Origin of the sequence: Paraburkholderia tuberum STM678 (assembly GCF_902833905.1) — a bacterium.
Taxonomy (GTDB): domain Bacteria; phylum Pseudomonadota; class Gammaproteobacteria; order Burkholderiales; family Burkholderiaceae; genus Paraburkholderia; species Paraburkholderia tuberum.
Window position 1 is genome coordinate 202,645 of record NZ_CADFGP010000008.1, and the last position, 25,462, is coordinate 228,106.

25 protein-coding genes, 2 tRNA genes and 1 rRNA gene are annotated in these 25,462 nt (G+C 63.9%); 11 read left to right on the forward strand and 17 right to left on the reverse strand.

Going from position 1 to position 25,462, the window contains the following annotated elements; genetic code table 11:
• Positions 1-32 precede the first annotated feature (32 nt).
• Positions 33-572, forward strand: coding sequence for a hypothetical protein (locus HWY30_RS09630; RefSeq protein ID WP_143037241.1), 540 nt, complete (start codon positions 33-35; stop codon positions 570-572).
• Positions 573-623: 51 nt separating this feature from the next.
• Here the strand turns inward: HWY30_RS09630 and HWY30_RS09635 are convergent, their stop codons facing one another.
• Both HWY30_RS09635 and HWY30_RS09640 read right to left on the reverse strand, forming a co-directional pair.
• Positions 624-878, reverse strand: coding sequence for a hypothetical protein (locus HWY30_RS09635; protein WP_090808574.1), 255 nt, complete (start codon positions 876-878; stop codon positions 624-626).
• Positions 879-1,239: 361 nt separating this feature from the next.
• On the reverse strand, positions 1,240-1,458 hold the full coding sequence (locus HWY30_RS09640) for a hypothetical protein (protein ID WP_090808572.1): 219 nt from the start codon (positions 1,456-1,458) through the stop codon (positions 1,240-1,242).
• Positions 1,459-1,688: 230 nt separating this feature from the next.
• On the opposite strand from HWY30_RS09640, the gene HWY30_RS09645 reads away from it, so the two are divergent.
• A complete protein-coding gene (locus HWY30_RS09645) occupies positions 1,689-2,159 on the forward strand; it encodes a DUF1643 domain-containing protein (RefSeq protein ID WP_090808570.1) in 471 nt (156 codons plus the stop codon).
• Positions 2,160-2,185: 26 nt separating this feature from the next.
• Positions 2,186-2,815: a Lar family restriction alleviation protein gene (locus HWY30_RS09650; RefSeq protein ID WP_176078870.1), complete on the forward strand. Its 630-nt coding sequence runs from the start codon at positions 2,186-2,188 to the stop codon at positions 2,813-2,815.
• A 28-nt stretch (positions 2,816-2,843) separates the two neighbouring features.
• Here HWY30_RS09650 and HWY30_RS09655 read toward each other — a convergent pair whose 3' ends face one another.
• Together HWY30_RS09655 and HWY30_RS09660 are read right to left on the reverse strand one after the other, a co-directional pair.
• Complete coding sequence (locus tag HWY30_RS09655; RefSeq protein WP_167368739.1) at positions 2,844-3,401, reverse strand: hypothetical protein; 558 nt, start codon at positions 3,399-3,401, stop codon at positions 2,844-2,846.
• Between the two features lie 34 nt (positions 3,402-3,435).
• Positions 3,436-3,660, reverse strand: coding sequence for a hypothetical protein (locus HWY30_RS09660; RefSeq protein WP_090808565.1), 225 nt, complete (start codon positions 3,658-3,660; stop codon positions 3,436-3,438).
• Between the two features lie 23 nt (positions 3,661-3,683).
• Between HWY30_RS09660 and HWY30_RS09665 the strand changes: the two genes are divergently transcribed.
• Genes HWY30_RS09665 through HWY30_RS09675 form a run of 3 tightly spaced genes read left to right on the forward strand, consistent with a single transcriptional unit; the run spans position 3,684 to position 5,272 of the window.
• Positions 3,684-3,968 carry a hypothetical protein gene (locus tag HWY30_RS09665; RefSeq protein WP_244144854.1) on the forward strand — a complete coding sequence of 95 codons (285 nt, stop codon included), beginning with the start codon at positions 3,684-3,686 and terminating at the stop codon, positions 3,966-3,968.
• On the forward strand, positions 3,961-4,197 hold the full coding sequence (locus HWY30_RS09670) for a DUF4224 domain-containing protein (RefSeq protein ID WP_090808561.1): 237 nt from the start codon (positions 3,961-3,963) through the stop codon (positions 4,195-4,197). Before HWY30_RS09665 ends, HWY30_RS09670 begins: the two co-directional genes overlap by 8 nt.
• A gap of 4 nt (positions 4,198-4,201) precedes the next feature.
• On the forward strand, positions 4,202-5,272 hold the full coding sequence (locus HWY30_RS09675; protein ID WP_167368738.1) for a tyrosine-type recombinase/integrase: 1,071 nt from the start codon (positions 4,202-4,204) through the stop codon (positions 5,270-5,272).
• 7 nt (positions 5,273-5,279) lie between these two features.
• Here HWY30_RS09675 and HWY30_RS09680 read toward each other — a convergent pair whose 3' ends face one another.
• From HWY30_RS09680 to fdnG, 8 genes are all read right to left on the reverse strand, one after another.
• Positions 5,280-5,939: a DUF3800 domain-containing protein gene (locus HWY30_RS09680; protein WP_090808559.1), complete on the reverse strand. Its 660-nt coding sequence runs from the start codon at positions 5,937-5,939 to the stop codon at positions 5,280-5,282.
• 270 nt (positions 5,940-6,209) lie between these two features.
• Positions 6,210-6,305: transfer RNA gene (locus HWY30_RS09685), tRNA-Sec, on the reverse strand.
• A 49-nt stretch (positions 6,306-6,354) separates the two neighbouring features.
• Positions 6,355-8,268 carry a selenocysteine-specific translation elongation factor gene (selB, locus tag HWY30_RS09690; protein ID WP_090808557.1) on the reverse strand — a complete coding sequence of 638 codons (1,914 nt, stop codon included), beginning with the start codon at positions 8,266-8,268 and terminating at the stop codon, positions 6,355-6,357.
• Between the two features lie 13 nt (positions 8,269-8,281).
• Positions 8,282-9,730: an L-seryl-tRNA(Sec) selenium transferase gene (gene selA / locus HWY30_RS09695; protein WP_176078871.1), complete on the reverse strand. Its 1,449-nt coding sequence runs from the start codon at positions 9,728-9,730 to the stop codon at positions 8,282-8,284.
• 46 nt (positions 9,731-9,776) lie between these two features.
• Positions 9,777-10,778 (reverse strand): formate dehydrogenase accessory protein FdhE, encoded by a 1,002-nt coding sequence (fdhE, locus tag HWY30_RS09700; RefSeq protein WP_090808552.1) that lies wholly within the window; start codon positions 10,776-10,778, stop codon positions 9,777-9,779.
• 123 nt (positions 10,779-10,901) lie between these two features.
• A complete protein-coding gene (locus HWY30_RS09705; protein WP_090808550.1) occupies positions 10,902-11,558 on the reverse strand; it encodes a formate dehydrogenase subunit gamma in 657 nt (218 codons plus the stop codon).
• Complete coding sequence (gene fdxH / locus HWY30_RS09710; RefSeq protein ID WP_090808548.1) at positions 11,555-12,478, reverse strand: formate dehydrogenase subunit beta; 924 nt, start codon at positions 12,476-12,478, stop codon at positions 11,555-11,557. The genes HWY30_RS09705 and fdxH overlap by 4 nt, the downstream gene beginning before the upstream one ends.
• A 9-nt stretch (positions 12,479-12,487) precedes the next feature.
• Positions 12,488-15,556 (reverse strand): formate dehydrogenase-N subunit alpha, encoded by a 3,069-nt coding sequence (gene fdnG / locus HWY30_RS09715; protein WP_143037238.1) that lies wholly within the window; start codon positions 15,554-15,556, stop codon positions 12,488-12,490.
• A 248-nt stretch (positions 15,557-15,804) separates the two neighbouring features.
• Between fdnG and selD the strand changes: the two genes are divergently transcribed.
• The 4 genes from selD (at position 15,805) to HWY30_RS42450 (ending at position 19,299) form a co-directional block, all read left to right on the forward strand.
• Positions 15,805-16,863 (forward strand): selenide, water dikinase SelD, encoded by a 1,059-nt coding sequence (gene selD / locus HWY30_RS09720; RefSeq protein WP_090808542.1) that lies wholly within the window; start codon positions 15,805-15,807, stop codon positions 16,861-16,863.
• Between the two features lie 116 nt (positions 16,864-16,979).
• Complete coding sequence (mnmH, locus tag HWY30_RS09725) at positions 16,980-18,047, forward strand: tRNA 2-selenouridine(34) synthase MnmH (RefSeq protein ID WP_090808540.1); 1,068 nt, start codon at positions 16,980-16,982, stop codon at positions 18,045-18,047.
• 25 nt (positions 18,048-18,072) lie between these two features.
• Positions 18,073-19,128 carry a permease gene (locus HWY30_RS09730; RefSeq protein ID WP_090808538.1) on the forward strand — a complete coding sequence of 352 codons (1,056 nt, stop codon included), beginning with the start codon at positions 18,073-18,075 and terminating at the stop codon, positions 19,126-19,128.
• Between the two features lie 36 nt (positions 19,129-19,164).
• Positions 19,165-19,299 (forward strand): hypothetical protein, encoded by a 135-nt coding sequence (locus HWY30_RS42450; RefSeq protein ID WP_143037237.1) that lies wholly within the window; start codon positions 19,165-19,167, stop codon positions 19,297-19,299.
• 76 nt (positions 19,300-19,375) lie between these two features.
• Here HWY30_RS42450 and dhaL read toward each other — a convergent pair whose 3' ends face one another.
• The 4 genes from dhaL to HWY30_RS09750 all read right to left on the reverse strand — a co-directional run bounded on the left by dhaL (position 19,376) and on the right by HWY30_RS09750 (position 24,335).
• Positions 19,376-21,079, reverse strand: coding sequence for a dihydroxyacetone kinase subunit DhaL (gene dhaL / locus HWY30_RS09735; protein WP_090808535.1), 1,704 nt, complete (start codon positions 21,077-21,079; stop codon positions 19,376-19,378).
• Positions 21,080-21,364: 285 nt separating this feature from the next.
• Positions 21,365-21,441 (reverse strand) — tRNA-Val (locus tag HWY30_RS09740).
• Positions 21,442-21,519: 78 nt separating this feature from the next.
• Positions 21,520-23,010 (reverse strand): M81 family metallopeptidase, encoded by a 1,491-nt coding sequence (locus tag HWY30_RS09745; RefSeq protein WP_090808533.1) that lies wholly within the window; start codon positions 23,008-23,010, stop codon positions 21,520-21,522.
• Entirely contained in the window at positions 23,007-24,335 is a 1,329-nt protein-coding gene (locus tag HWY30_RS09750) for a Zn-dependent hydrolase (RefSeq protein ID WP_090808530.1), read from the reverse strand. The genes HWY30_RS09745 and HWY30_RS09750 overlap by 4 nt, the downstream gene beginning before the upstream one ends.
• Positions 24,336-24,731: 396 nt before the next feature.
• On the opposite strand from HWY30_RS09750, the gene HWY30_RS09755 reads away from it, so the two are divergent.
• A complete protein-coding gene (locus HWY30_RS09755) occupies positions 24,732-25,193 on the forward strand; it encodes a hypothetical protein (protein ID WP_090808528.1) in 462 nt (153 codons plus the stop codon).
• A gap of 178 nt (positions 25,194-25,371) precedes the next feature.
• Here the strand turns inward: HWY30_RS09755 and rrf are convergent.
• Positions 25,372-25,462: ribosomal RNA gene (rrf, locus tag HWY30_RS42910) — 5S ribosomal RNA — on the reverse strand; the annotation flags it as partial.

The window sequence follows — 25,462 nt, forward strand, 5'->3', positions numbered from 1 at the left end:
CCGCCGTGCTGCCTCAATAAAGGCTTAAAGCGATGGATACGAATCAACCAATTGCGTGCCCGCTTTGTGGCACAGGTCTCTCGCAGGCCAGCGACGCCGGCTTTTACTATCACCCGCCAGCCGATTGCATTCTCAGCGGGTTCGAAGTTTCGTGCACCGACGTGCCGAGGTGGAATCGCCGCGCCCTTCTCGCCGCTGCAAGCGCTCAGGCGACTGTGCAGCCGGTGGCGTGGGAGTGTGCTTCTCCGGCCGGCGAAAAGCCTGCGCTGGCCTTTCTCACGTCGAAAAAACCGACGGTTGAGCATTACGAGAACCAGGGCTGGCGCGTGACGCCGCTCTACGCCACCCCACCCCAGGATGGAGCGCAGATCAGGGATGCGCTGAAGGGCGCGGCAGTCATCGCTGATGCGGCCGGCGCCGAGATTCGTTCATTGCGAACGCAAAACGAAATGTTGCGACAAGAACTCAGGAACATCGCCAACGCGGACACCGTCGAGTGGGACGATCCGACCGAGTTCGAAGCGTGGGCAAAGAGCCGCGCGAGGCATGCCCTGTCTCAACAGGAGGGGTGATTGCGACTTCAAACCCTCCCCTACGGGAGAAGAAAAGACGGAATGAGCCGCTTACTCAGACACCCCGGCAAGGTGCTCGATGTTGTCCTCAATCCGTCCTCGCGCCTCCGCCTCGGCATCAGCGGCCGTCCCGGCGACCAGCGGGAAAACGAGTCCGTTACCTTTGAGCTCGTGATTGAAATGCACCCACGATTCGTAAGAATATACGCCGGCTTCCGAATGAGCGACGTTAAGCACCACGTCGTAGGTACGGCGCAGACCCTGTTGACGCGTGTATTGGAATTTGTACACCTCGGCGTGAAGCATGGCAACCTCCGCGGTCACTTTCGAGGAATCCTGGCATGACGGCCTCCCACAACGGGATCGACCCGTACCACGCGCAAGGCCCCGGGCACGTCCTAAGAAGAGGTCCAAGATGAAACCGCTACATCGCGTCGATTCGGCGCTCCGCGTCGAAACGAGCCTCTTCGATCGCAAGATCCTGACTTCTTGCAGGCGTCTCTTGGTTTCTCCAGTAGACGGGGGGCTTAGTCATCGTATATGCCCAGTTCCACCTTCCGTCCCTCTGCTCGGTCACATACACGCTCTAGTTGACTTCCTTATACGTGAAGTTGTGGTTCGACATGAAGGTCTCATTCTGGGCTTTCGAAAAATCGTAGGACGCTGGCTAAGCGCGGTTCGCATCGCACCATTGGATCGACCATCGCTCAGCAGCTTCAATTGCATCCGCGTCGGAAGGATAGTCTCCAAGGTCGCCCGAATACTTCACCTCGAACTTATCACCGTCCACCGAGGCGCGCCGGTAGATCTTCGCGCGGGCGTAGTAGCGGCCGCCTTCATCCAGCGGCGACGCATCGATGTGAAACTGCCTATAGTCGAACTGCATGATCGCCTCAGAATAGGTGCCTTACTCGTAGTCTCGCTGGACAAGCTGCGGCTGCCCGGCCACATCTGGACCGATGTTCACCAACTTGTTCCGGTAGTCGCAGCCGGGGCAGATGAAAAAAAATCCTTCCTCATCGATTTGGGGCTCGATCTCACCGAGGGCAAACCGAACATTGCAGTTTCGACAGGTCCACATGTCGGCACTCCGTCTGTATACGGAGAAATCCTAGCATGAGCGCGATCATTAGCGAATGCGGCAAGTACCGCTACCTCCTGACCCGCGCGGCCGACTCGATGTGTCCAATGAAGTCGACCGCGTTGTTCTTGATGCTCAACCCGAGCACCGCAGATGCCAGTCTCGACGATCCTACTATTCGGCGCTGCCGCGGCTTCGCCAAGCTGTGGGATTGCAACGGCTTGGCCGTCGCGAACCTCTATGCGTTGCGCTCGACAGACCCGGCCGCATTGTGGGCGCATCCCGACCCGGTCGGCCCCGACAACGACGACTATCTGTGGAACTTCGCCCGCGAGTGCGGCGACGTTGTGTGTGCATGGGGCTCGAATGCGAAGCCGGATCGGTCCACACGTGTCGCCAGCATCCTGAAAGACGCGGGCGCACGTCTCTGGTGTCTCGACGGATCGCCGCGTCATCCCCTTTACGTGCGCGCTGACCAGCCGCTTATCGAATGGAACCAACCATGACCCCACCCCAAGACAGCGCGCAAGCGATGAGCGACGAACTGAAGTCGTGCCCGTTCTGCGGCGGCGCGGCGGATACGAATCTCTCGATGCGAGAGCCTTTTATCCTTTGCAAGGGCTGTCACACGTCTTCGCCACTTTGCCCGACGCTGAATGACGCCAAAGCCGCATGGAACCGCCGCGACGCTGCAAGCGCTCAGGCGACTGGGCAGGCGATGGCGGATGGTTTGGCGCGAGTCCCGCAGAATCCTACCGCTGAGATGGTCAAGGCAGGCGGGCGGGCGCGCATTGATCACTTCAATCGCAACGGCACGACATTGACTCCAAAGGACGCAAACCGGGTAGCCGAAGCGATTTATCGCGCGATGATTGACGTCGCGCCTGCCATCCCACCCCAGGATGCAGCGCAGATCAGGGATGCGGACGACTCTGACCTCTTCACGCTGCTATGCGAGATCCGCGCGGCTTGCGGAGATAACGGAGGACGCGAGAGGGATGAGCTTGTGGGATTCATTGGCGAGGTTCGCAGGGATGCGGAGCGGTATCGAGCGTTCTTCGACTCCGGCCTACCGATCTGCTTTTGCGGTGTCGACTATTACGACAAGGCGAGTCTCGACGCTGCTATCGCGGCATCCGCAGAGAAGGGAGATAAGGCGTGACTCGACGAGCCAGCTTCGCGCGGACGTGCTATTTCAATAACCCAACGCCGATCTTGATCAGGAATGCTAGGACGTCGGGAGTTGCATCCTTGATGGCGTCCCATATTGGCGAATTTTTAACTGCGGCCTCCCGTGCTTGGTCATTTGCAGGCGCGGTCTGTATGGCCTTCAAGGCCTCGAGGATCTGTTCGTCGGTTACCCCAGGTGGCAACTTTGCCTTTAGTTCGGGAATCGCTTGCCTGTCCCGTATCTCGACGGCTGTATCGACGTGGTTCATGGCGGTATTTTGGATATTCAGCTGGACGTTGCTGTCTCCTGGAACTGTGACGGCCTTGCCGACGTTCGTAAAACTGCTACCGCTGATATTGATGGTCGGTGCCTGCACACCCGCCTTTTGCTCGCTCATCTTTTGCCTCTCAGTGAAGAAGATTGATACCAATCCGGAAATCAGAACGCCACCCACGAGCAGTGCAAGAAACCGGGAAGACTTGTTTCTCCAGTATCCAAATCGCGACATATCGACCTCAATCGTAGCGGAGGAAGCCATAGCATGAGCGAGAACAGCAAAATTGAGTGGACGGATCATACGTTTAATCCGTGGGAAGGATGCCAGATGCCTGTCAGTGCTGCCCGGCGTTCAGCAGCATCCATGTCTGCCGGCCGGGCGGGCCAGCGAGAATTCGTGCAAATACGCCGCCGCATTGCAGGCAGGTGTAGTGCGCCTCTGCTCGCGCGTCCTTCACAGCGCCCGCACCGTTGAGCGTCAGCGCTTCATGTGGCTCGGCGGTGGCCGGCTGCCCGTAGAGGTCCGCGCACGGTCCGCAAGGTTGAATCCAGAGGTGCATGAGCTGCGTTCCAAAGGTGAATGATGAAAATTGTATTCGATCAAATCGTACAGTTCGAAGCTTGCCGCGCCGCTGAAGCGTGGTGCGGCGATCGCGGCATTGCGGTCGGCCGCATGGAGCGTGGCCAGCCGCGCGGGCTGCTGCGCGGCCCATATGACATTGCGAAGTGGCACAACCTGTCCGGTCCCGAACGGCGCGAGCTCGACGGCACAATGACCGGCGACATGCGGCATGGCCCGGTCGTGATCGAGTTGAAGGGCGAGGAAGCGGATTACCCGCTCATTTCCGAGGAGGCGCACGATGACTGATACGTTTCTGTCCCCGGAGGAAGTCGCTGAGCTGACTGGCGTGCGGGTCGGTCGACGCGGGAAAACCCGCGAGGAACTGCAGGTCGCATGGCTGCGTACGTCTGGCATCCCGTTCTGGGAGAATGCGCGCGGGCGGCCGATCATTGCTCGCGCCGCGATCGAAGGCCGCATCGCACGCGACGATCTGCCAAAGAAGAAATGGCAGCCCAAGATGATGATGGCTGGTTAAAGACATGGGACGAAAGCCCACCCGAAACAAAAACCTACCGCCACGAATGCGAGCCCGCCACCGCGGGAAGGTCACGTACTACTACTATGACCTGGGCGGCAAGCCACGGCGCGAAGAGTCGCTGGGTACCGATTTCGTGCTGGCGGTGAAGCGCTGGTCAGAAATCGAGCAGGAACAGATACCGACAGCGTTCGTTCCCACGCTCAAAGCCGCCTTTGACGCGTACATCCGCGACATCATCCCCGGAAAAGCCGCCAGCAGTCAGGGCGCCAATCTCGTGCAGATTGGCCTGCTGAAAGAGTTTTTTGGCGACGACGCGCCGCTCGATGAAATCGAGCCTGTACATATCAAGCAGTACATGTATTGGCGTCACAAGAAAACAGTCGAATGGTACAAATCGAAGAACCGCGTTGTGCCGGCAAATGCCGGTCACGTTCGCGCGAACCGCGATATTGAGGTGCTCAGCCACGCGTTCAATTTCGCGCGCGAGATCGGGCTGACGAAGGCCGCAAATCCCTGTCTCGGCGTTAAAAAGAACGTCGAGACAGGGCGTGACGTCTATGTCGAGGATGAGATATTCACAAGGGTGTACGAAAAGGCCGACGTACCCACGCGCGATGCAATGGATCTGGCATACCTCACTGGGCAGCGACCGCAGGACACACTGCTGTACGACGAGCGGGATATTCGCGACAATTTCCTGAATATCGATCAGGGGAAGACTGGCAAGAAACTTCGCATGGAGATGTCCGGCGAACTGAAAGCCGTGATCGATCGCATCCGTCGGCGCAAGGCGGGGTACAAGGTGGTGAGTACCGCGCTGGTCGTCAATGAGAAGGGCCAGCGGATGCTACTGGACACGCTGCAGCGACGCTTTCGTGAAGCACGCCGCGCTGCCGGCGTAGCCGATAAGGATTTCCAGTTTAGGGATTTGCGGGCGAAGGCCGGCACAGACAAAACTGACAGCTCCGGCGATATCCGACAGGCCCAAAAGCAACTCGGCCACACGTCAGTTGCGATGACGGAACACTACGTGCGCAACCGCCGGGGCGACAAGGTCAAGCCAACGCGATAGATAGCGGTTACGGAAGGTCACCGAAAAAGAGGCGGCGCTGATGGATGTGGGGATTCGCAGCACGGTAAGCCGTTCCATTCCCGAACTCGTAGTGCGACCACACGATGCCCGCGAGGATATCGACGAACTGAAGCGGCAGGCAGTCCTTGCTTTCCCATGGCGTGGTCTGCAGGAACGTATCTCCCAGCGCTGCAAGCTCGGTCGCTAGATAATCATGTAGCCCGTGTTTGAGGTCAATCTTGATTGATCGGGCATCAGGGATGAACGAAACGCGATCGTGCCGGCTCATGATCTCCAGCAGCAAGCACTTGACCATGAAGTTGTACAGCCCATTGGGATGTCGACGGAACCCGCCACCAACATTCTCCTTGCGGACCGTGATCGCGACGAATTGGATATCAGGATGCCGCTGCCGGATGTCGTCAAGAGCCCGGGCAAAACGCTCCCGCTCGCCGCTTTTCAATGCTACCGATTTCAGTTCATTTGACGTGCAGCGACCACGTTTTTTATACATGCCTCGAACAACGCGGCTTAGTACTGGCTCACATCCGTCCGGAATGATCGCGGCCGCAAGGGTGCAGTAGCGGCTTGATCCGCCTCGCAAATACGGTTCGTCTAGCCGCCAGCCAAGGCAGCCGCTTTCGTCGAGATAGATCGTTGCTGCCACGCCGTTACCACCGGTAAAAAAATAGCCTCCCTTTTTGGGAGGCTATTCAGAATGCTGCGATACCCGGACCTGACGTACTGACTCTAGTACGCTTACGATTGCGTGCGCCGATTTGTCGCAGGCGACCCGGGCATATTTAAATCGCTGCGCCGCTACAGAAACCATTATGGTTGTTACAAGCAAAGCTTGCAAGCAGTTTTGCGGAACAGGCTTGATTTTGCGGAAATAATATCGGGCAAAAAACAGATGCCGAAATCCCGCAAAGCCTTGTGGCGGAAGGCAGCCGGAGTCGAACCGACCCGAGAGCGTCTGACGCCCCCAACTGGGTTTGAAGCCCAGCCGCACCACCGGATACGAATGCCTTCCTACGGTGATTGAATGACGCGAGCCCGATAGAAACAGACCGCCAGCCAGATCAGGGCAGATCGAGCCAGCTGCTATCCGTGCGCACGAGGTGCAGGCCACGGTGGAAGCGAGTATACCCAACCCGGTCGAAGAACTCCAAAAGCTGGATCGCGCGTTTTCGGCCGAGCCCGGTCGCGTCGCGAAACGGCGCGGCCGCCACGGTGCCGCCGTTCTTGTGCGCCTCCGCCGCCGCGATCGACGCAAGTTCGCGAATCACCTGCTGGTGGTAGAACAGGTCATGCACGACCTGGAACAGCTCGCCCTGACGCGCGAGCTTGCGCAGCAACTGACGCACGCGCTCCTCCGGCACACCGTGCGCGTTCGCGAGCTCGCGCACCCACGGCGGATCGAAACGCCCCGCCTCGATCTCGGGCAGCAGCGTCGCGGCAAGCGCCTGATCGGCGGCGTCGAGCGTCACGGCGTGGCCGGGCAAATGCAGCCACGGTCCGAGTCTGACGAGCTCGCCACGCGCCGCCGCATCGTCGACCAGCGCGCGCCACAGCGCGTCGTCGACCAGTGGCGCCGCGATGCGCCGCAAGCGCGACACGTCCGGGCCGAGTTCGTCGGGCGAATGCTCGTGATATTGCGCGAGCGCACTCGTCAGGCGCCCCTCGAGCGTGTGCCATGTCGCGTCCGCGACCAGCAGCGCGTCATGGCCCGGCAGTTCGATCGTGCGTGTCGCGGCGGGCAACGCGAGCGCGGCTGCCGGCATCCCCGTGAGGCGCTCCAGCAACGCCCGCGACAAACCGTGCGGCGCGCGCGCGAACAGCGCGTCGAGTGAGCCGGTGTCGAGCAGCGACTGCATCGCGTCGAGCCAGCCGAAGCGCTCCGGCGAGCGCCGCTTGCGCGCCGGAGCGAACGCATCGAGCACGTGCCCGCCGCCCACCGTGCGATTGGCCTGAGCGTTACGCACGACGAAGCGATCGCCCGGCACCGTGCACAGCGGCAGCTCGAACACGAGTTGCACGCGCGCGCGCTGACCGGGCGCGAGCGTGTCGCCTTCGAGCAGCGCGACATGCGCAACCTGATGCTGCGTGCCGAGATGCACGTGCAGCGGTTCCCAATGTTCGAGCGCGTGCGGCGCGTCGGCGAGCAGCGTCAACGCGACGTCGATGCGCTCGCTCGCTTGCGACAGTCGCGGATCGACGATCCAGTCGCCGCGCTCGATCGCACTCTTCTCGATGGCCGCCAGATTCAGCGCGCAACGCTGGCCGGCGCGACCGGTTTCGGCGGGGCGATTCTGCGCGTGGATGCTGCGCACGCGCACCGATTCGTTTTTCGGCGCGAGCAGCATCGTGTCGCCGACGCTCACGCTGCCCGCCACCACGGTCCCGGTGACGATCGTGCCCTGCCCCGCGAGCGTGAACACGCGATCGACGGCGAGGCGGAACAGGCCGTCGTCGCGCTTCATGCGCCATGCGGCGGCCTGCTCGCGCAGATGCGCGTTCAGCGCGGCGACGCCCGCATCGCCCGCGCGCGTCGCGCAGGTATCGAATACCGGCGCGTCGCGCAGCACGCTGCCAGCGACGAACACACTCACTTCATCGCGCACTTCGCGCAGGCGCTCGTCGTCGACGCGATCCACTTTCGTCAACGCGATTGCGCCGCGCCGGATGCCGAGCAGTTCGACGATCGCCAGATGTTCGCGCGTTTGCGGCATCACGCCGTCATCGGCGGCGATTACGAGCAGCGCGAAGTCGATGCCGCTCGCGCCCGCGGTCATCGTATGCACGAGCTTTTCGTGGCCCGGCACGTCGATCAGACCGAGCACGTCGCCATTGTCGAGCGGCACGTACGCGTAGCCGAGCTCGATAGAAATGCCGCGCGCTTTTTCTTCCTTGAGCCGGTCCGTGTCGACGCCGGTGAGTGCCTTCACGAGGCTCGTTTTGCCGTGGTCGATATGCCCAGCAGTACCGACGATCATGCGTGCCCGTCCTTCAGTTGCTTTTCGGTTGCGCGATCAGCTGTGCGATCAATTGCGCTTCGTCGGCGGCTTCGAGGCAGCGCAGATCGAGCCGCAACGCGTCGTCCGCGATCCGGCCGAGCACCGGCCGCACCATCTCGCGCAACTGCTTTTCGAGCGCGAGCAGATGACGGCCGCCGCGCTTGCCGTCGCTCATCCTGATGACGAGGCCATAGCTCGGCAGCACGTCGACGGGCAATGCGCCGCTGCCGATCTGGCTGAACATCGGCTCCGCGGCCACGCTGTAGCGCGCGTCGATCGCCTGCTGTAGCGCCGGTAACACGCGCTGCGCGGCGCCGTGAATATCTTCGGCGGGCCGCGTGAGGAGCCGTAGCGTGGTCAGCCGCTCCGTCAACTTCTCCGGCGCGCGATACAGCTGGAGCACAGGCTCCAACGCCGCGAGTGTCAGCTTGCCGACCCGCAGTGCGCGCTTCAGCGGATGCTTCTTGATCTTCGCGATCAGATCGCGCCGCCCGACGATCAACCCGGCCTGCGGGCCGCCGAGCAGCTTGTCGCCGCTGAACGTGACCAGATCGGCGCCGGCCGCGACGGTCTCGCGCACCGTCGGCTCGCGCGGCAAGCCCCATTCGGCGAGATCGACGAGCGTGCCGCTGCCGAGATCGACGGCGACCGCAAGCCCGCGCGCGTGCGCGAGCGGCGCGATCTCTTCGATGCCGACTTCCTTCGTGAAGCCACTGATCGCATAGTTGCTCGCGTGGATTTTCATCAGCAGCGCGGTACGCGCGTTGATCGCCTGTTCATAGTCCTTCAGATGGGTGCGGTTCGTCGTGCCGACTTCGCGCAGCTTCGCGCCCGCGCGGCTCATGATGTCGGGAATGCGAAACGCGCCGCCGATTTCGACGAGTTCGCCGCGCGACACCACCACTTCCTTCTTCGCCGCGAGCGCGGAGAGCGTGAGCAGCACCGCGGCGGCGTTGTTGTTGACGATGGTCGCCGCTTCGGCTCCGGTCAGCTCGCAGATCAGATCGTCGATCAGATCGTCGCGGTCGCCGCGCGTGCCGGTGGCGAGATCGAACTCGAGGTTGGCCGGTTGCGTGAGCGCGCTCATCACCGCGCGCACCGACTCATCGGGCAGCAGCGCGCGGCCGAGGTTCGTGTGCAACACGGTGCCGGTCAGATTGAACACGCTGCGCAGCCGCGACGCGTTACGCGCGAGCAGCGCCGCGGCGACCGTCGCATGCAGCTGCGCGGTATCGAGCGCGCTCACCGCCGGGTTGGCCGCCGCATCGCCCGATTGCGCGCTGATGCGCCACGCATCGAGCGCGTCGCGCAGCGCGTTGAGTACCTGGGTGCGGCCGTATGCGCCGATGAGCGGCACGAACTCTTCCGACGCCAACACCTTGTCCACCGACGGCACGCGCGCCATCAGCGCGCGCAATGCCGAGCTGCTCACATCGCTCACGAGCAATCCTTATGTCGTTTTGAACTTGGCTCCGGTCAGGTCGCCGTCAGGCCGACTCGTCGCCCTCCGTTTCGGCCGCGCCGGCCGTCTGCTCCGGCCACAGCCATGGATGCGGCGACGCGCGCCGGTAACCTTCCGCGCCCATCAGCAGATCGAGCGTGAGGCTCGCGAGGTCGTCCGCGAATGGATCGAACTCGTAGTCCTTCGCCTGAATGCCGATCTTGCGGTAAGTATGGCATTCGTCGCACGACTCCGCCTTCAGCGCGGCGTTTTTCGATTCGGCCTCGCGCGCGGCTGCGTCGGCGTCGGGCGAGCCGGCTACCTGGTACGCGATGCCCTTCGTCGAATCGCAGTTCGAGCATTTGCTACGGACCATATGCCATTCGGTCGCGCACAATCCGCATTGCAGATAGCGATAGTTGTCGTACGCGCCGCCGATGCGCAGCGTGCTCGCCACCGGATGCGAGCCGCACACCGGGCACAGGCCCGGTGTGTCGAGGTACGGTACGGCGCGCTTGTCGATGTCGGCGGCGAGGTCGGTCCATACGACCTGCAGCGCGGCCATGATGAACGGCGCGCTCGCCGGATCGACGTCGGCGAAGCGCTGCGCGAAGATCGCGTCGGCCTGCGCTTCGAGCGCGGCGACGTCGAGCGAGCGCAGGCGCGCGAACAACGCCACGAGCGGCGGCGTCAACGGGGGACCCGCCGCTTCGATCCTGTCGAGCAGTTGTAGCAGCACGTCGCGCCACGCCGGATCGCGCGCGCCGGACAGCGCCGGAATCAGCGGCATCGAATACTGCTGCGCGCTCGCGATCAGCTCGGGGCTCGGTGGCTGGGCCTTGAAGTGCGCGAGCACCGCCTGCTGCGCATCGGCGAGCGCCGCCATCAGCCGCAGGTAGCCGGCAATCGGATTGCCGCGCGAGGCGAGCTGACGCAGGCGCGCGGCGCGCGGCGCGAACACCGCGAGCCGCTCGGGCATGCGGATGCGGGGTATTGCCGAGGGATCGAGCGACTCGATGTCGGCGGCTTCGAGAATGCGTTGAGTCAAGATATCGACCTCTGAAAACTGAAAGGCCGCCGCCCGTCATCGACGAAGCGCGGCGGCCCGGTGCGAGGGGCGCTGCGTCGAGTGCATTAGAGTCCGCATCGGAGCAGCGTCTATGGAGCGTATTTACTTGCCGATGATTTCCCTGAACCAGTTTGGATGATGCTTGCGCGCCCAGCCATAGGTAACGGTGCCGCGCGTCATCGCACCTATGGAGCCCTTGACCCACAGCGCCGCATAGATATGCACGATGATGCCGACGATCAGCAGGAATGCCGTCACGGCATGCACGAGCGCCGAGAGCCGGATCACACCGATCGGGAAATAGAACGAAAAGTAGCGCCGCCAGATCACGATGCCGCTCAGCAACAGCAGCAGCATACAGATCACCATCACGAAGAACAGCAGCTTCTGCCCGGCGTTGTACCTGCCGATTGCGGGCAGGCGTTCCTCGCGATTGTTCAGCACGTCGCCGATCTGCTTCATCCACTGGATATCCGCCTGGTCCAGATAGTTGTGATGCCAGAAGCGCAACGCAAGAATCAGGAACGAGATGAACATCACGCAGCCGATGAACGGGTGCAGAATCCGCGTCCACTGCCCGCCGCCGAGTACCACGTACAGAAACGCCATCGACGGATGGAACAGCGCGAGACCGGACAGCGCAAGCAGGATGAAACAGATCGCGGTGATCCAATGATTCGTGCGCTCGTTCGGCGTATAGCGCACGATCAGTCGGTTGCCCTTTACGTCCGTGAAGTCGGTGTGCTCAGAGTGGTTCATTGCCTACCCTCCCGCGAACGGCGTGCTTCTTCGGCTTCCTTGACGGCTGCGGCTTCGTCGGCCTCGGACACCTCGTTCGGGCCGACGCGCGTGTAGTGGAAGAAGCCCGCGAGCGCGGCGATCCCCATAATGGCGAGCCCGATCGGCTTGGCGATGCCCTTCCACAACGAGACCAGCGGACTGATGCGCGGATCGTCCGGCAGGCCGTGATACAGCGACGGCCGGTCGGCGTGGTGCAACACGTACATCACATGCGTGCCGCCGACCTTGTCCGGGTTATACAGGCCAGCGTTCTGAAAACCGCGCTCCTTCAGATCGACGATGCGGTCCTCGGCCTGCTGCTTCATGTCCTCCTTGGTGCCGAACATGATCGCGCCGGTCGGGCAGGTCTTCACGCACGCCGGCTCCTGGCCGACCGCCACACGATCCGAACACAGCGTGCACTTGTACACGCGGTGATCCTTCTTCGACATACGCGGGATGTCGAACGGGCAGCCAGCGATGCAGAAGCCGCAGCCGATGCAGTTCTCCTGGTGGAAATCCACGATGCCGTTCGTGTACTGCACGATCGCGCCCGGCGCCGGACAGGCCTTCAGGCAGCCCGGGTCCTCGCAGTGCATGCAGCCGTCCTTGCGGATCAGCCATTCGATATCGCCGGCGGAATTCTCGTACTCGGCAAACCGCATGACGGTCCACGAATGCTCGGTGAGATCGGGCGGGTTGTCGTAGACGCCCACGTTCACGCCGATCTCGTCGCGCAGATCGTTCCACTCCATGCAGGCCGTCTGACACGCCTTGCAGCCGATGCACTTCGACACGTCGATGAGCTTCGCGACCGTGCCCGTGGCCGGCTCGCGAATCACCGGCGGCTGCGTGGTGGTGGCCGAAACGCGTCTGATGTCCAGTGATTGCAGTGCCATCTCTTTTCCTTATGCCTTTTCGACCTTGACGAGGAACGACTTGAATTCCGGTGTCTGCGAATTCCCGTCGCCCACCGGGGGCGTCAGCGTATTGATGAGATAGCCCGGCCTCGCGATCCCTTTGAAGCCCCAATGGAGCGGCAGCCCGACGGTCTGCACCTTCTTGCCTTCGATCATCAGCGGTTTGATCCGCTTCGTCACGACCGCGACGGCCACCAGGTGCCCGCGGTTCGAACTCACCTTGACCCGGTCGCCGGCTACCACGCCGATCTCCTTCGCGAGGTCTTCGCCAATCTCGACGAACTGCTCGGGCTGGATGATCGCGTTCAGACGCGCGTGTTTGGTCCAGTAGTGGAAATGCTCGGTCAGACGATAGGTGGTCGCCGTATGCGGGAAGTTCTCGTGCGTGCCGAACGTGGCCTTGTCGTCCGGGAACACGCGCGCCGCAGGATTGCTGACGACCAACTTGTTGTCCGGATGCAGCGGGTTGTAGCCGAGCGGCGTTTCGAACGGCTCGTAGTGCTCGGGGAATGGCCCTTCCACCAAAGCTTCGCGCGCGAAGAAGCAAGCCACGCCTTCCGGATTCATGATGAACGGATTCATGCCGTCTTCGGGCGGCTCGTCGACCTTGAAGTCCGGAATGTCGGCGCCCGACCACCTGCTGCCGTTCCACGCGATCAGCTTGCGCGTCGGATCGAACGGCTTGCCACTGAGATCGCACGACGCGCGGTTGTACAGAACCCGCCGGTTCACCGGCCATGCCCAGGCCCAGTTCAGCGTGTTGCCGATGCCGGTCGGGTCCGAGTTGTCGCGGCGGCCCATCTGGTTGCCCGCCTGGGTCCACGCGCCGCAGAAGATCCAGCAGCCGCTCGAGGTCGAGCCGTCGTCGCGCAGCAGCGCGAAACTCGCGAGCTGCTCGCCCTTCTTCGCGAGCACCTTGGTCGTGTCCTTCGGATCGGTGACATCCGCGAGCGCCTTGCCGTTGTACTCCATCGCGAGTTCTTCGGGCGTCGGGCTTTCCGGGTTCGCATACGGCCAGCTCATGTTCAGGATCGGATCGGGATACTTGCCGCCGTCCTTGCGATAAGCGTCGCGAATACGCAGCCACAGCCCCGCCATGATATCGAGGTCGCTCTTCGCTTCGCCGGGACCGTCCGCGCCCTGCCAATGCCACTGCAGCACCCGGCTCGAACTAACGAGCGAGCCGCGTTCCTCGGCGAAGCAGGTGGTCGGTAGACGAAACACCTCTGTCTGGATCGAGCCGCTGTCGACGTCGTTTAACGGGCCGTAGTTCTTCCAGAACTCCGACGTTTCGGTCGCGAGCGGATCCATGATCACGAGCCACTTCAGCTTGGCCAGCGCCGCGCCGTTCTTCGCCTTGAACGGCGCGGCGGCAAGCGGATTGAAGCCCTGCGCGATGTAGCCGGTCATTTTGCCCTGATTCATCAGCTCGAAGACCTGCAGCAGGTCGTAGGACTTGTCGAGCTTCGGCAGATAGTCGAAAGCGAAGTTGTTGTCGGCGGTCGCCTTGTCGCCCCACCACGATTTCATGAAGCTCACGTGGAACGCGCGATAGTTGCGCCAGTAGCTCAGCTGGTTCGGCCGCAGCGGCTGTTTGGCGCGCTTCGCGATGTAGGCGTCGAAGTCCTGCTCCGCTTCCATGGGCAGCGTCATGTAGCCCGGCAGCAGGTTCGACATCAGGCCGAGATCCGTCAGGCCCTGGATGTTCGAATGGCCGCGCAGCGCGTTCATGCCGCCGCCCGCGATGCCGATGTTGCCGAGCAGCAGTTGCACCATCGCGCCGGTGCGGATGATCTGCGAGCCGACCGAGTGATGCGTCCAGCCGAGCGCGTACATGATCGTGGCCGCGCGGTTCGGCACCGACGTCGACGCGAGCATCTCGCACACGTGCTGGAACTTCTCCTTCGGCACGCCGCAGATTTTCTCGACCTGCTCGGGCGTGTAGCGCGAGTAGTGCTGCTTCATCAGCTGATAGACGCAGCGCGGGTCCTGCAGCGTCGGATCGACCTTGGCGAAGCCGTCATCGCCGCGCACGTAGTCCCACGAGGCCTTGTCGTAGCTGCGCGTGTCGGCGTGGTAGCCGGAAAACAGGCCGTCCTTGAACGCGAAATCCTCGCGCACGATGAACGGCACGTCCGTGTAGTTCTTCACGTACTCGTGCTGGATCTTGTCGTTCGTCAGCAGGTAGTTGATCACCCCGCCGAGGAACGCAATGTCCGTACCGGTGCGGATCTGCACGAAGTAGTCCGCGACCGACGCCGTACGCGTAAAGCGCGGGTCGACCACGATCAGACGCGCCTTGCGGTGCGCCTTGGCTTCGGTGACCCATTTGAAACCGCATGGGTGTGCCTCGGCCGCATTGCCGCCCATCACGAGAATCACGTCCGCGTTTCTGATGTCGACCCAATGGTTCGTCATCGCTCCACGGCCAAACGTCGGGGCAAGACCTGCCACCGTCGGGCCATGTCAGACACGCGCCTGATTGTCGAATCCGAGCATGCCAAGACTGCGAATAGTCTTGTGCGTCAGATAACCCACCTCGTTGCTGCCGGCCGATGCCGCGAGCATGCCGGTAGTCAGCCAGCGGTTGACCTTCTTGCCGTCCGCGGTCGTCTCGACGAAGTTCGCGTCGCGGTCTTCCTTCATCAGCTTCGCGATGCGGTCTAGCGCGTCTTCCCACGAGATGCGCTTCCACTCGCTCGCCCCGGCCGCGCGGTACTCGGGATAGCGCAGACGGCTCGAGCTATGGATGAAGTCGATCAGGCTCGCGCCCTTCGGGCACAGCGTGCCGCGATTGACCGGATGGTCGGGGTCGCCCTCGATGTGGAAGATGCTCGTCTTCACATTCTTGGCCTCGTCGCCAAGACCGTACATCAGGATGCCGCAGCCCACCGAACAGTAGGGGCAGGTGTTGCGGGTTTCAGTCGCACGCGACAATTTGTACTGACGGACTTCGGCCAGCGCGGGTGTCGGCGAGAAGCCCATCAGGGCCAGGCTCGATCCGGCAAGTGTCGTGGCAGAGACCTTCAGGAATTGTCGCCGAGTCATTTGCGTCATTGCATGGCCTCGGCTCTTTTGGGGACAAAATTGATTATAGATGCCGTTTCGCGACATGCAGCATAGTGCATTCGCCACCCCGGTAGATGGGACATGCGAAAGTCACTTGAAAGGGGCCGTTTATCGCTCGGCAAAACGGGGGTCGAAACGGGTTCGGCATAGAGCCGGTTTGCGCCCGTGCCGACGCTGCACAGGGTGAAAACAACCCTCATAATGCGGTCATTCGACGAACCCCAACTCTCGCCCCCATGACCCAAGTCCAAGCAAGCCAGTCGCCCCGCCTGACGAGCCTGTCGCACGGCGGCGGCTGCGGCTGCAAGATCGCGCCCGGCCTGCTCGCCGATCTGCTCAAGCGCAGCGCGCCGCTGCCATTCTTCCCCGACCTGCTGGTCGGCAACGACACCGCCGACGACGCCGCCGTCTACAAGCTCAACGAAGACCAGGCGATCGTCGCGACCACCGATTTCTTCATGCCGATCGTCGACGATCCATTCGACTTCGGCCGCATCGCCGCGACCAACGCGATCTCCGACGTCTACGCGATGGGCGGCAAGCCGATCATGGCGCTCGCGATCGTCGGCATGCCGATCAACGTGCTGCCGCACGACGTGATCGCGGCCGTGCTGAAAGGCGGCGAATCGGTCTGCGCGGAAGCAGGCATCCCGCTCGCGGGCGGCCATTCGATCGATTCCGTCGAGCCGATTTACGGCCTCGTCGCGCTGGGCATCGTCGATCCGAAGCGCGTCAAGCGCAACGCGGGCGGCCAGGCCGGCGACGTGCTGATCCTCGGCAAACCGCTCGGCGTCGGGATTCTGTCCGCGGCATTGAAGAAAGACCGGCTCGACGAGGCCGGCTACGCGGCAATGATCGGCGCGACCACCAAGCTGAACCGGCCGGGCGCCGAGCTGGCGCGGCTCGACGGCGTGCATGCGCTGACCGACATCACCGGCTTCGGCCTGCTCGGCCACACGCTGGAACTCGCACGCGGCTCGAAGCTGACCGCGCGTGTGCGCTACGCGGACCTGCCGTGGCTGCCGAACGTCGCGAGCCTCGCGCAAGCAGGCATTTTCACCGGCGCATCGGGCCGCAACTGGGATGCCTACGGCCACGACGTGGTGCTGCCCGCCACCTTGCCGTCCGCCGGCCGCGCGTTGTTGACCGATCCGCAGACGTCGGGCGGGCTGCTAGTGTCGTGCTCGCCCGAAGCGGTAGACGAAGTGCTCGCGCTGTTCCGCGCCGATGGCTTTGCCGACGCACGGGTGATCGGCGAGCTGGTGAGCGGGCAAGCGCGGGTCGAAGTCATCTGAGGTAGGCGGCCGAAGGACGTCACTGGAGACCCCGGGAAGGACGCATATAACCGGCCCGAACGAGCCGCCCATGCGATAATTTCGGTCTTCCCGCGGTCCGTTTTGTCCCTACTCCCTTGAAAAGTCTTCTAGTCAGCCTCGACAAAGCCGGCGATTTCGATGAAATCGTCGACGTTCGCACTCCGCTAGAGTTCGAGGAAGACCATATTCCCGGCGCGACCAACGCGCCAGTGCTGAGCAACGAGGAACGCGTGCTGGTCGGCACGACCTACACGCAGGTGTCGCCGTTCGAGGGCACGCGGCTCGGCGCGGCGTTGGTCGCGCGCAACATCGCGCATCATCTGGAAACCACGTTCGCCGACCGGCCGCGCAACTGGCGCCCGCTGATCTACTGCTGGCGCGGCGGCAAGCGTTCGGGCTCGGTCACGACACTGTTCAACATGATCGGCTGGTCGGCGCGGCAGCTCGACGGCGGCTACAAGAGCTACCGGCGCGCCACGCTGGAGAGGCTCGAAACCCTGCCGCGTCGTTTCAGCTATATCGCGCTCGTGGGCCCGACCGGCAGCGGCAAGACCCGGCTGCTGTCGGCGCTGCATGAGGCCGGCGCGCAAACGCTCGACCTCGAGGCGCTCGCCGCGCATCGCGGCTCGCTGCTCGGCGCGTATGCGGGCGTGGCGCAGCCGTCGCAAAAGCGTTTCGACACGCTGCTCGTCACCGCGCTGCGCGACTTCGACGTGAACCGGCCGGTGTTCGTCGAGGCGGAAAGCCGGCGCATCGGCTCCGTCACGCTGCCGCTCGCGCTGCTCGAAACGTTTCATCGCGGCGCGTGCGTCGAGGTGCGCTCGAGCAGCGAGGACCGCGCGGCGTTTCTTTTGCAGGATTACGCGCATCTGTTCGAGCATCCCGATTACTTCAAGGGACAGCTGGAACGGTTGATCGGTCTGCACAGCCGCGAGCGGGTCACGTGCTGGCTGCGGCTCGTCGACGAGAACCGGCGCGCCGAGCTCGCGCGCGAACTGATCGAACGGCACTACGATCCCGCATACGCGCGCAGCAGCGGCCAGCATTTCGAGCAGTTGCCCAACTCGCTGCAACTCGATTTCCGCCCGAACGACGCCGACATCGTCGAGCAGGCGAAAACGCTGCTCGCGCAGCTCGATACCCGCACGCTAGTCGTCGGTTGATCCACAACGACATTCAACAACCATCATGCAATCAACCCTTCGGCAACCCCGCGTCACGCTTGGCTGGATCGTGTTCCTGCTGATCGCCGTCGTCGGCCTCTTCTATGTGAAGTGGTTTCCGTACTACAACCGCGCGTTCGTCGCCGCGAGCCAGCATTCGATCGGCAAGTCGATCCTGATGGGCACGTCCGCGAGCGCGCCGGCGGCGTCATGGCAGGCCGCGATCGACTTCGCGCTCGCTTACGGCAAGGCAATCTGGCAGGCGATGGTGCTCGGCCTGCTGCTCGGCTCCGCGGTACAGGCGCTGATTCCACCGCAATGGGTCGCGCGCACGCTCGGCCGTGCCGACTTCAACAGCGTCGTCAAAGGCGGCCTGATGTCGTTGCCGGGCATGATGTGCACCTGCTGCGCGGCGCCGGTCGTCGCGGGCCTGCGCGCGCGTGAAGCGGCGCCGGGCGCGGCGATTGCTTTTTGGCTTGGTAATACCGCGCTGAATCCCGCTACGCTGATCTTCATGGGCTTCGTGCTCGGCTGGCAGTGGATGGGCCTGCGCCTCGCGCTCGGCATCGTGATGGTGTTCGGCCTTGGCTACGTCGTGAACCGCATGGTCACGCCGCAGGAAGCGCAAGCGTCGCGAGAGGCCGTCGCGCAACGGGTCAGCGCCGACGATCCAGGCACCGCGTTCTCGCGCTGGATCACGATTCTGGGGCGCATGACGCTGCGGCTCGTGCCGGAATACATCGCGCTCGTGCTGATTCTCGGCGCGGCGCGCGCGTGGCTGTTTCCGCACATCGGCCCGGACGTCGACAACAGCCTGCTGTGGATCATCGCGCTGTCGATCGCCGGCACGCTGTTCGTGATTCCGACCGCGGGTGAAGTGCCGATCATTCAGGCGATGCTGTCATTCGGCATGGCCGCCGGCCCCGCCGGCGCGCTGCTGATGACGCTGCCGCTCGTCAGCGTGCCGTCGCTCGCGATGCTCGCGCGGTCGTTTCCGCGGCGCGTGCTGACGGTGGTGACCTGTGCAGTGGTGGTGGGCGGTGTCGTCAGTGGACTGCTGGCCGTTACGCTGGGCTTCTGAGTCGGTTTTTGAGTTCGAGTCGTAGAAGAAGGAAGCATGAAACGTATTGCCGCATTCGCTGTCACGTGTTGGTCCGCTGCCGGGCTGCTGTACCTTGGACAGCACTCGGTGGCGCTGATCGCACTGAGCGGCGTCGTGGCGTTCGCGGGGTTCGATCTGCTGCGGCCGTGACGGCGGCGTAGTTTTTCTCTGCTGCGAAAGTGCGCTCGTCCCTTGCGTTCGCCGTATCGTTCGCGTCCGCTTGCGCCTAACCGGGAAGCGCGTCGCGAATCGCCGCGAGCCACAACGCGACCGCATGCGCGCCCGGGTCCATATGACCGAGCGCGCGCTCGCCGACATAGCTCGAACGCCCGCGCCGCGGATGCATCGATGCGGTACGAGACGTGCCGTCGCATGCCGCAGCGACGGTGGCCTGCAATGCGGCATCCGTCGACGCTCCCTGAGCGAGTGCGTCGTGCAGCGCGTCGGCAGCGGGCCTCAGCGCATCGACCATCGTCCGATCGCCCGGCCGCGCGCCCCCCAGTTCCATCAACCCATCGACACCGACGCTGAACGCCGTCGCCCATTGCCGTGCGGTGGTCCCACCCGACTGTTCGAGCGCGGCCGCCGCGCGCAGCAGCATCACCGCGTACAGCGGACCCGACGTGCCGCCCACCACGCGCCGCAGCGTCGCCGACATGCCGCGCAATACCGCGCCCGGCGTGGTTGCGCACGCGTAGGAATCGAGCTCGAGCTGCACCGCGCGTGCGCCGCGCGCAAGGCTGATGCCGAGGTCGCCGTCGCCGACGCGCTGGTCCATTTCGGTCAATGTCGGCTCGGCTGCCAGCAGGCACTCGCAGACCGCTTCGAGCGCGCGCCGCAGCGTCGCGTCACGCGCGAGCGTCGCGCCGCTCGCGCTTTGCGGCGCGGGTGGCGCCGCACGCACCGCGACCTGCGCGACGCGGCCGCTCAGCGCAGGCCATGCGCTCGTCTGTGAGGCGGCGTCGAGCAGGCTCAGCCGTTCGTCATCGATACGCAGCAGCGTCAGCGAGACGCCGGCCATTTCGAGCGCGCTCAGGAACGTGCCGGCCCACGCGCGCGCGACTGCGATGCCGCGCCCGGCAAGCTCGCGCAGCGCGGCACCAGCCACCACGTTGAGTTCGCTCGGCGGCGTGCCACCCAGATTGTTGACGAGCAGCGCGACGCGCTCGCCCGCCTGCAACGCGAGATCGTCGACGATCTTTGCAAGCAGCTTGCCGACGATCGCGTCGGCCGGCTCCAGCGCGCCGCGCGCCACGCCGGCTTCGCCATGAATGCCGAGGCCCCATTCGATTTCGCCATCGCCCAGCGCGAAGCCCGGCTTGCCCGCGGCCGGCACCGTGCACGGCGTCAGCGCGACGCCCATCGTGCCGAGCGACGCGGCCGCTTCCCGAGCGAGCCGCGCGACCTCGGCCAACGGCAAACCGCGCGCGGCCGCCGCGCCCGCGATCTTGTGAACCAACACTGTGCCCGCGAGTCCGCGACGGCCCGCGTGATCGCCGCTCGCGCTCAGCGCGACGTCGTCGGCGACGATCATCATCTCAACGAGGATGCCCTCGGCGCGCGCGATTTCAGCCGCGAGGCCGAAGTTGAAGCGGTCGCCCGTGTAGTTCTTGACGATCAGCAACGCGCCCGCGGGGCCGACCACCGCGCGTATCGCGTCGAGCACGGCGTCGGTGGAGGGCGAGGTGAAGATCTCGCCGGCTACCGCCGCGCTCAGCATGCCGTGGCCCACATAGCCGCCGTGCGCGGGCTCGTGGCCCGAGCCGCCGCCCGAGATCAGCGCGACCTCGCCGCGCGCGGCCACGGCCTGGGCATCGGCGCGCAAGACGATCGTGCCGCCTTGCAATAGCGAGAGTTGGGGATTGAGCGCGATGAGCCCGTCGAGCATCTCGGGGACCACGGTGGACACATCGTTGATGAGCTTCTTCATTGCGTCAGCTCCGTTGGATGCTGCCGGCATCGCATGATCGAAGATGCGATGGGAACGGCAGTCGGGTCGGCGGCGAAAGCGGAAGGTCTAACTGTACCGCGCATTGTCGAACGACGACGCAACGGCGAGAGCGCGCGCGTGAACGTGCACGAGCTTCGGGCCACGAGCGGACAACGAAAACGAAGGGGACGTGATGCCGAACGGCGAAACTGAGGGAACGACTGGATCGATTTGACAGGACCGTAGACGAAAGCGGAACCGCTTTCGTCTACGTCACAGATGCGTTGGTAGGCTCGATTGGATTCGAACCAACGACCCCCACCATGTCAAGGTGGTGCTCTAACCAACTGAGCTACGAGCCTTTAGAGGCGCGAATTATAGAGACTCAATGCGGACTGCACAAGCCCTTGCCGCGACTTATCGAAACGCATGCATGTTGATCAGTTCGTCGCGGTCCATTCGGTGTGAGGGTCCAATGGATAAACCGGCCGCTTCACGTGCTCGAAGCTGAACAGACCATAGTCCGAACTCGTGACGCCGCGGCTATCGCATTCGACGAGTGCCTCCGCGATCGGCACGAAAACCGGCCGGCAATACATGCGTGATTTGAGCAGCAGAAAACGCGCGCGGCGCGGATCGATGCCGACGCTCTCGAACACGCCGAGATCCCACGGCTCATGCGTTCGTTCGGTCACGACGAGTTTCACCGTGCCGGTGTCGAGCACTGCCGCGCGCCCCATGTACGCGCGCTGGCCGGTGTAGGTCGGGCCGCTGATCACGTATTCGCCGTCGGTCAGCGCGCGCACGACGCCGGTCAGGGCAAGCGGCGAACGCGAGGGCAATGCATCGTTTGTGAGCTTGTTGCCGATCGCGAGCGTGACCGTGCTACCGACGCCCGAGGCCGCCAGGGCCGCGACCGCCTGCGGATCGCACAACGGCCCGCTGACGATGCCTTCGAGGCCCTGCCTCAACGCTTCCTCGAGCAAATCCATCGTGTCGCACGTGCCGCCCGACATGCAGTTGTCGCCGTGATCGAGCATTAGCACCGGTTTATCGGCGGCGCGTGCCAGCGACGCCGCCCGCGCGACCGATTCGGCAAGCGGCGCGCTGCGATAGACAAAATCGTCGCGCTCGTCCCAGATCTGCCGCGCGATGCGCTCGGCGACCGCCTCCGCATCCGCGCGCTCGCCATTGCCCACGACGACGACGCTAATGCATGGCGCTTCGATATCGGCGAGCGAGAAGCCCGCCAGCACCGACACCGCGAGCATGCCGTCGGCCTCGGCGGCGCGCGCGGCATCGAGCGCGCGTTTTATCGCGCCGTCAACGCTCGCGCTGCGCAGCGTGTGCGTGAGCAGCGGCGGCTGACGCCACGCGATCACCGGCTTCGCATGGCCCTCGATCATGTCGAACAGCAAGCGCGCTGCATGTGCGCCAGTCTCGTACATGTCGACGTGCGGATAGGTCTTGAAGCTGACGATGACGTCGGCGTTGTCGATCATTTTTTGCGTGACGTTGCCATGCAGATCGAGCGCGACCGCGATCGGCGCGTGCGGCAGCGACGCACGCACGCGCCCGAGCAGATCGCCTTCACCGTCGGTCGAGTTCTCGGCGACCATCGCGCCGTGCAGATCGAGCATCACCGCGTCGCAGCCCGTCGCGGCTGCCACGATCGCGTCGCAGATCGTATCGTAGGCGGCGGCGTCGACCGGCCCGCTCGGATTCGCCATGGCGGAGATCGGCGTCACGATTTCGGCATGCACGCGCTCGGCGGCGTCGATGAACGCGGCCATCGCGGTTTGCATGCCCTTGTTTTCGTCGAACGCGGCGCGGCCGTAGCTCGGACCGTTGCGGCCGAATGCGGCCAGCGGGGTCTCTACTGGCGAGAACGTGTTGGTCTCGTGGTTCATTCGTGCGATCAGGACCTTCATGCGCGCATGCTCCCCGTTCTCGACGCCGCGCTCGGCATCACCTGCTGCAGCATATTGCAGCCGGCTTTCAGATGATCGGCGCGCGCGTCCTCGATTTCGTTGTGGCTAATGCCGTCCTTGCAGGGAACGAAGATCATCGCGCTGGGTGCGCCGCGCGCGCGATAGGCGGCGTCGTGGCCCGCGCCGCTGACCACGTCCATCGACGACACACCGTGCCGCTCCGCGCTCTGTCTGACCTCGGCGATCCATTGCGCGGCGAATCGCTGCGGCGGGAAGTAGACGACCTTCTCGATGTCGATAGTGATGGGGGCGTCCAAGCTGCTGCTCGCGCGGGTGGCGGCGGCGTTGGTGGCGGCGTTGCCCCCATTGCTGCCCGCCTGCGCGCACGCTGCACGCCATGCGAGGTCCATCGCAGTGAGCGATGCGTCATCGGCTGCGCGCAGGTCGACGCTGAATTTCACGCGGCCCGCAATGACGTTGCGCGAGTTTGAATGCACGTCGAGCCAGCCGACCGTGCTACGGCCATGCGGCGCGTGATCGAGTGCGATACGGTTCACCGCATGGATCGGATCCGCGGCGACGAGCAGCGCGTCGCGGCGCAGCGCCATCGGCCCCGCGTGCGCTTCCATGCCGTGCGCGGTCAGGTCGTACCAGCGCTGCCCGAGCGCGCCCTGCACGACGCCGATGACCTTGTCGTGCGCTTCGAGCACGGACCCCTGTTCGATATGCACCTCGAAATATGCGCCGACAGCGTGCGAGTTGCGATGCTCGCCGGCATAGCCGATCGCCGCTAGCGCGTGGCGCACCGCTACGCCGTCGCGATCGCGTTGCGCTAGCGCGTGCTCGAGCGTGAATGCGCCGGCGAACACGCCGGAGCCCATTATCACCGGCAAGAATCGTGAGCCCTCCTCGTTGGTCCACATGGCAACCTCGAGCAGCGCGATGGTCTGCACGTTGGCCTCGGCCAGCGGGCGCAGCACCTCCAGCCCTGCCAGCACACCATAATTGCCGTCGAATTTGCCGCCGGTCGGCTGCGTGTCGAGATGGCTGCCCGTCATTATGGGCGGCAGATCGTCACGCAGCCCCGTCCTCCGCGCGAAAATATTGCCGATCGCGTCGACCGGCACCGTGCGGCCGATCTCCTTCGTCCACGCGATGAACTGATCGCGTGCCTCACGGTCGAGTTCGGTCAGTGCTGGACGGCAGACACCGCGTTTGTCGGTCGCGCCGATCCGCGCGAGCTGCATGAGACAGTCCCACAGCCGCGCGCCGTCGATCCGCAAATCGGCGGGCGTCGAGACAACGTTGGATGAATGAGTCTGCATCGATGCATCCTCGGGTCGAAGACAGCTGGATGGCGCTTGCCGGCGGGACTTGCTCCGTTCCGGCTTGCTGGCCGAGGTTGTTCCAATCGTCATGATAGAGAGGTTTCGCCGAGGTAGATGGCCGGACGCGCGCGAGGTGGCAATGCGGCGCGACGCCTTTCCGTGGGCAAGCATAGAAAGCAAAGCCGCTGGGTTCGTGGGGAGTGAACGGCGCATCGCGGGCGATGCAGGTGCCAATTCGCTCGACGACGGACGCCGCGACGTGCCGGCAATCTGCGCGCAAGTGGCCGCCAGCAAACGTTTTCGTCGAAGGAAGCGGCTAAAACGCAATGAAGGCTCAACCTTTTGCGAAGCGCGCCGTTATTGCATGTGCTCAGGCAAACCCCTCGGATCTCCATGGCACAACCAATTCCTTTCCGCAACACTGGCGCCGCCCGCGCGCGGCATGCCAAAGCCATGCTGTTGCCCATCGCGCGCCAGATCGCCGACGATCTCGCGTTGCGAGTTCATCTGTCGCTCGACGCACTGCGCCGTGGCCTCGGTACGAAGAGCGATGCGCAGACGGTCACGCAGATCATGCTGTTGACCAGCTACCTCGCTGATGCCGGCTTTGGCTCGATGAGCCACGAAGAGCTCCACGCCGCGGACCGCGCCTCGGCGATGATGTTCGACGCAGGTCGGGAACGCAACGAATGGAAACTTGACGAAGCGGGATTCGCGCTCTTTGCATCGATCGCAACGAGCTACGATCGGCAGTTGCATCGCGCTCCGCTTTGGGCGATTACGGAGGCCAGCGAAAGACTCGACTGCTTTATCGCAGGGGGATCCGATCGAGCGCCGGCGCGTAAGCGGGCTTAGCGTGTTTGGAGGAGGTGCTGGCCGGCCGAGCCGGAAGGACATGGATTTTGGACGACCGCGTCGGAAGTCGCCGGGTTACGCGGATGCGTTTCGGATCGGAAAGTAGTGAAGCGCGCAAAGTCGGCCGCGTAAACGCAAAAACCCCACCGCGGCGGGTGGGGTTTCTGACTGGGGAGGAGCCTGACGATTACCTACTTTCACACGGGCAATCCGCACTATCATCGGCGTGGAGTCGTTTCACGGTCCTGTTCGGGATGGGAAGGGGTGGG

Coding starts and splice junctions, on each gene's coding strand:
- HWY30_RS09675 (WP_167368738.1), top strand. CDS start 4,202: ATGGGACGAAAGCCCACCCGAAACAAAAACCTACCGCCACGAATGCGA.
- selD (WP_090808542.1), top strand. CDS start 15,805: ATGACCCAAGTCCAAGCAAGCCAGTCGCCCCGCCTGACGAGCCTGTCG.
- HWY30_RS09745 (WP_090808533.1), bottom strand. CDS start 23,010: ATGAAGGTCCTGATCGCACGAATGAACCACGAGACCAACACGTTCTCG.
- HWY30_RS09670 (WP_090808561.1), top strand. CDS start 3,961: ATGACTGATACGTTTCTGTCCCCGGAGGAAGTCGCTGAGCTGACTGGC.
- HWY30_RS09660 (WP_090808565.1), bottom strand. CDS start 3,660: ATGCACCTCTGGATTCAACCTTGCGGACCGTGCGCGGACCTCTACGGG.
- HWY30_RS09750 (WP_090808530.1), bottom strand. CDS start 24,335: ATGCAGACTCATTCATCCAACGTTGTCTCGACGCCCGCCGATTTGCGG.
- HWY30_RS09630 (WP_143037241.1), top strand. CDS start 33: ATGGATACGAATCAACCAATTGCGTGCCCGCTTTGTGGCACAGGTCTC.
- HWY30_RS09655 (WP_167368739.1), bottom strand. CDS start 3,401: ATGATCCGTCCACTCAATTTTGCTGTTCTCGCTCATGCTATGGCTTCC.
- HWY30_RS09755 (WP_090808528.1), top strand. CDS start 24,732: ATGGCACAACCAATTCCTTTCCGCAACACTGGCGCCGCCCGCGCGCGG.
- HWY30_RS09730 (WP_090808538.1), top strand. CDS start 18,073: ATGCAATCAACCCTTCGGCAACCCCGCGTCACGCTTGGCTGGATCGTG.
- HWY30_RS09640 (WP_090808572.1), bottom strand. CDS start 1,458: ATGCAGTTCGACTATAGGCAGTTTCACATCGATGCGTCGCCGCTGGAT.
- HWY30_RS09705 (WP_090808550.1), bottom strand. CDS start 11,558: ATGAACCACTCTGAGCACACCGACTTCACGGACGTAAAGGGCAACCGA.
- HWY30_RS42450 (WP_143037237.1), top strand. CDS start 19,165: ATGAAACGTATTGCCGCATTCGCTGTCACGTGTTGGTCCGCTGCCGGG.
- fdxH (WP_090808548.1), bottom strand. CDS start 12,478: ATGGCACTGCAATCACTGGACATCAGACGCGTTTCGGCCACCACCACG.
- dhaL (WP_090808535.1), bottom strand. CDS start 21,079: ATGAAGAAGCTCATCAACGATGTGTCCACCGTGGTCCCCGAGATGCTC.
- HWY30_RS09645 (WP_090808570.1), top strand. CDS start 1,689: ATGAGCGCGATCATTAGCGAATGCGGCAAGTACCGCTACCTCCTGACC.
- selB (WP_090808557.1), bottom strand. CDS start 8,268: ATGATCGTCGGTACTGCTGGGCATATCGACCACGGCAAAACGAGCCTC.
- HWY30_RS09665 (WP_244144854.1), top strand. CDS start 3,684: ATGAAAATTGTATTCGATCAAATCGTACAGTTCGAAGCTTGCCGCGCC.
- HWY30_RS09650 (WP_176078870.1), top strand. CDS start 2,186: ATGAGCGACGAACTGAAGTCGTGCCCGTTCTGCGGCGGCGCGGCGGAT.
- HWY30_RS09635 (WP_090808574.1), bottom strand. CDS start 878: ATGCTTCACGCCGAGGTGTACAAATTCCAATACACGCGTCAACAGGGT.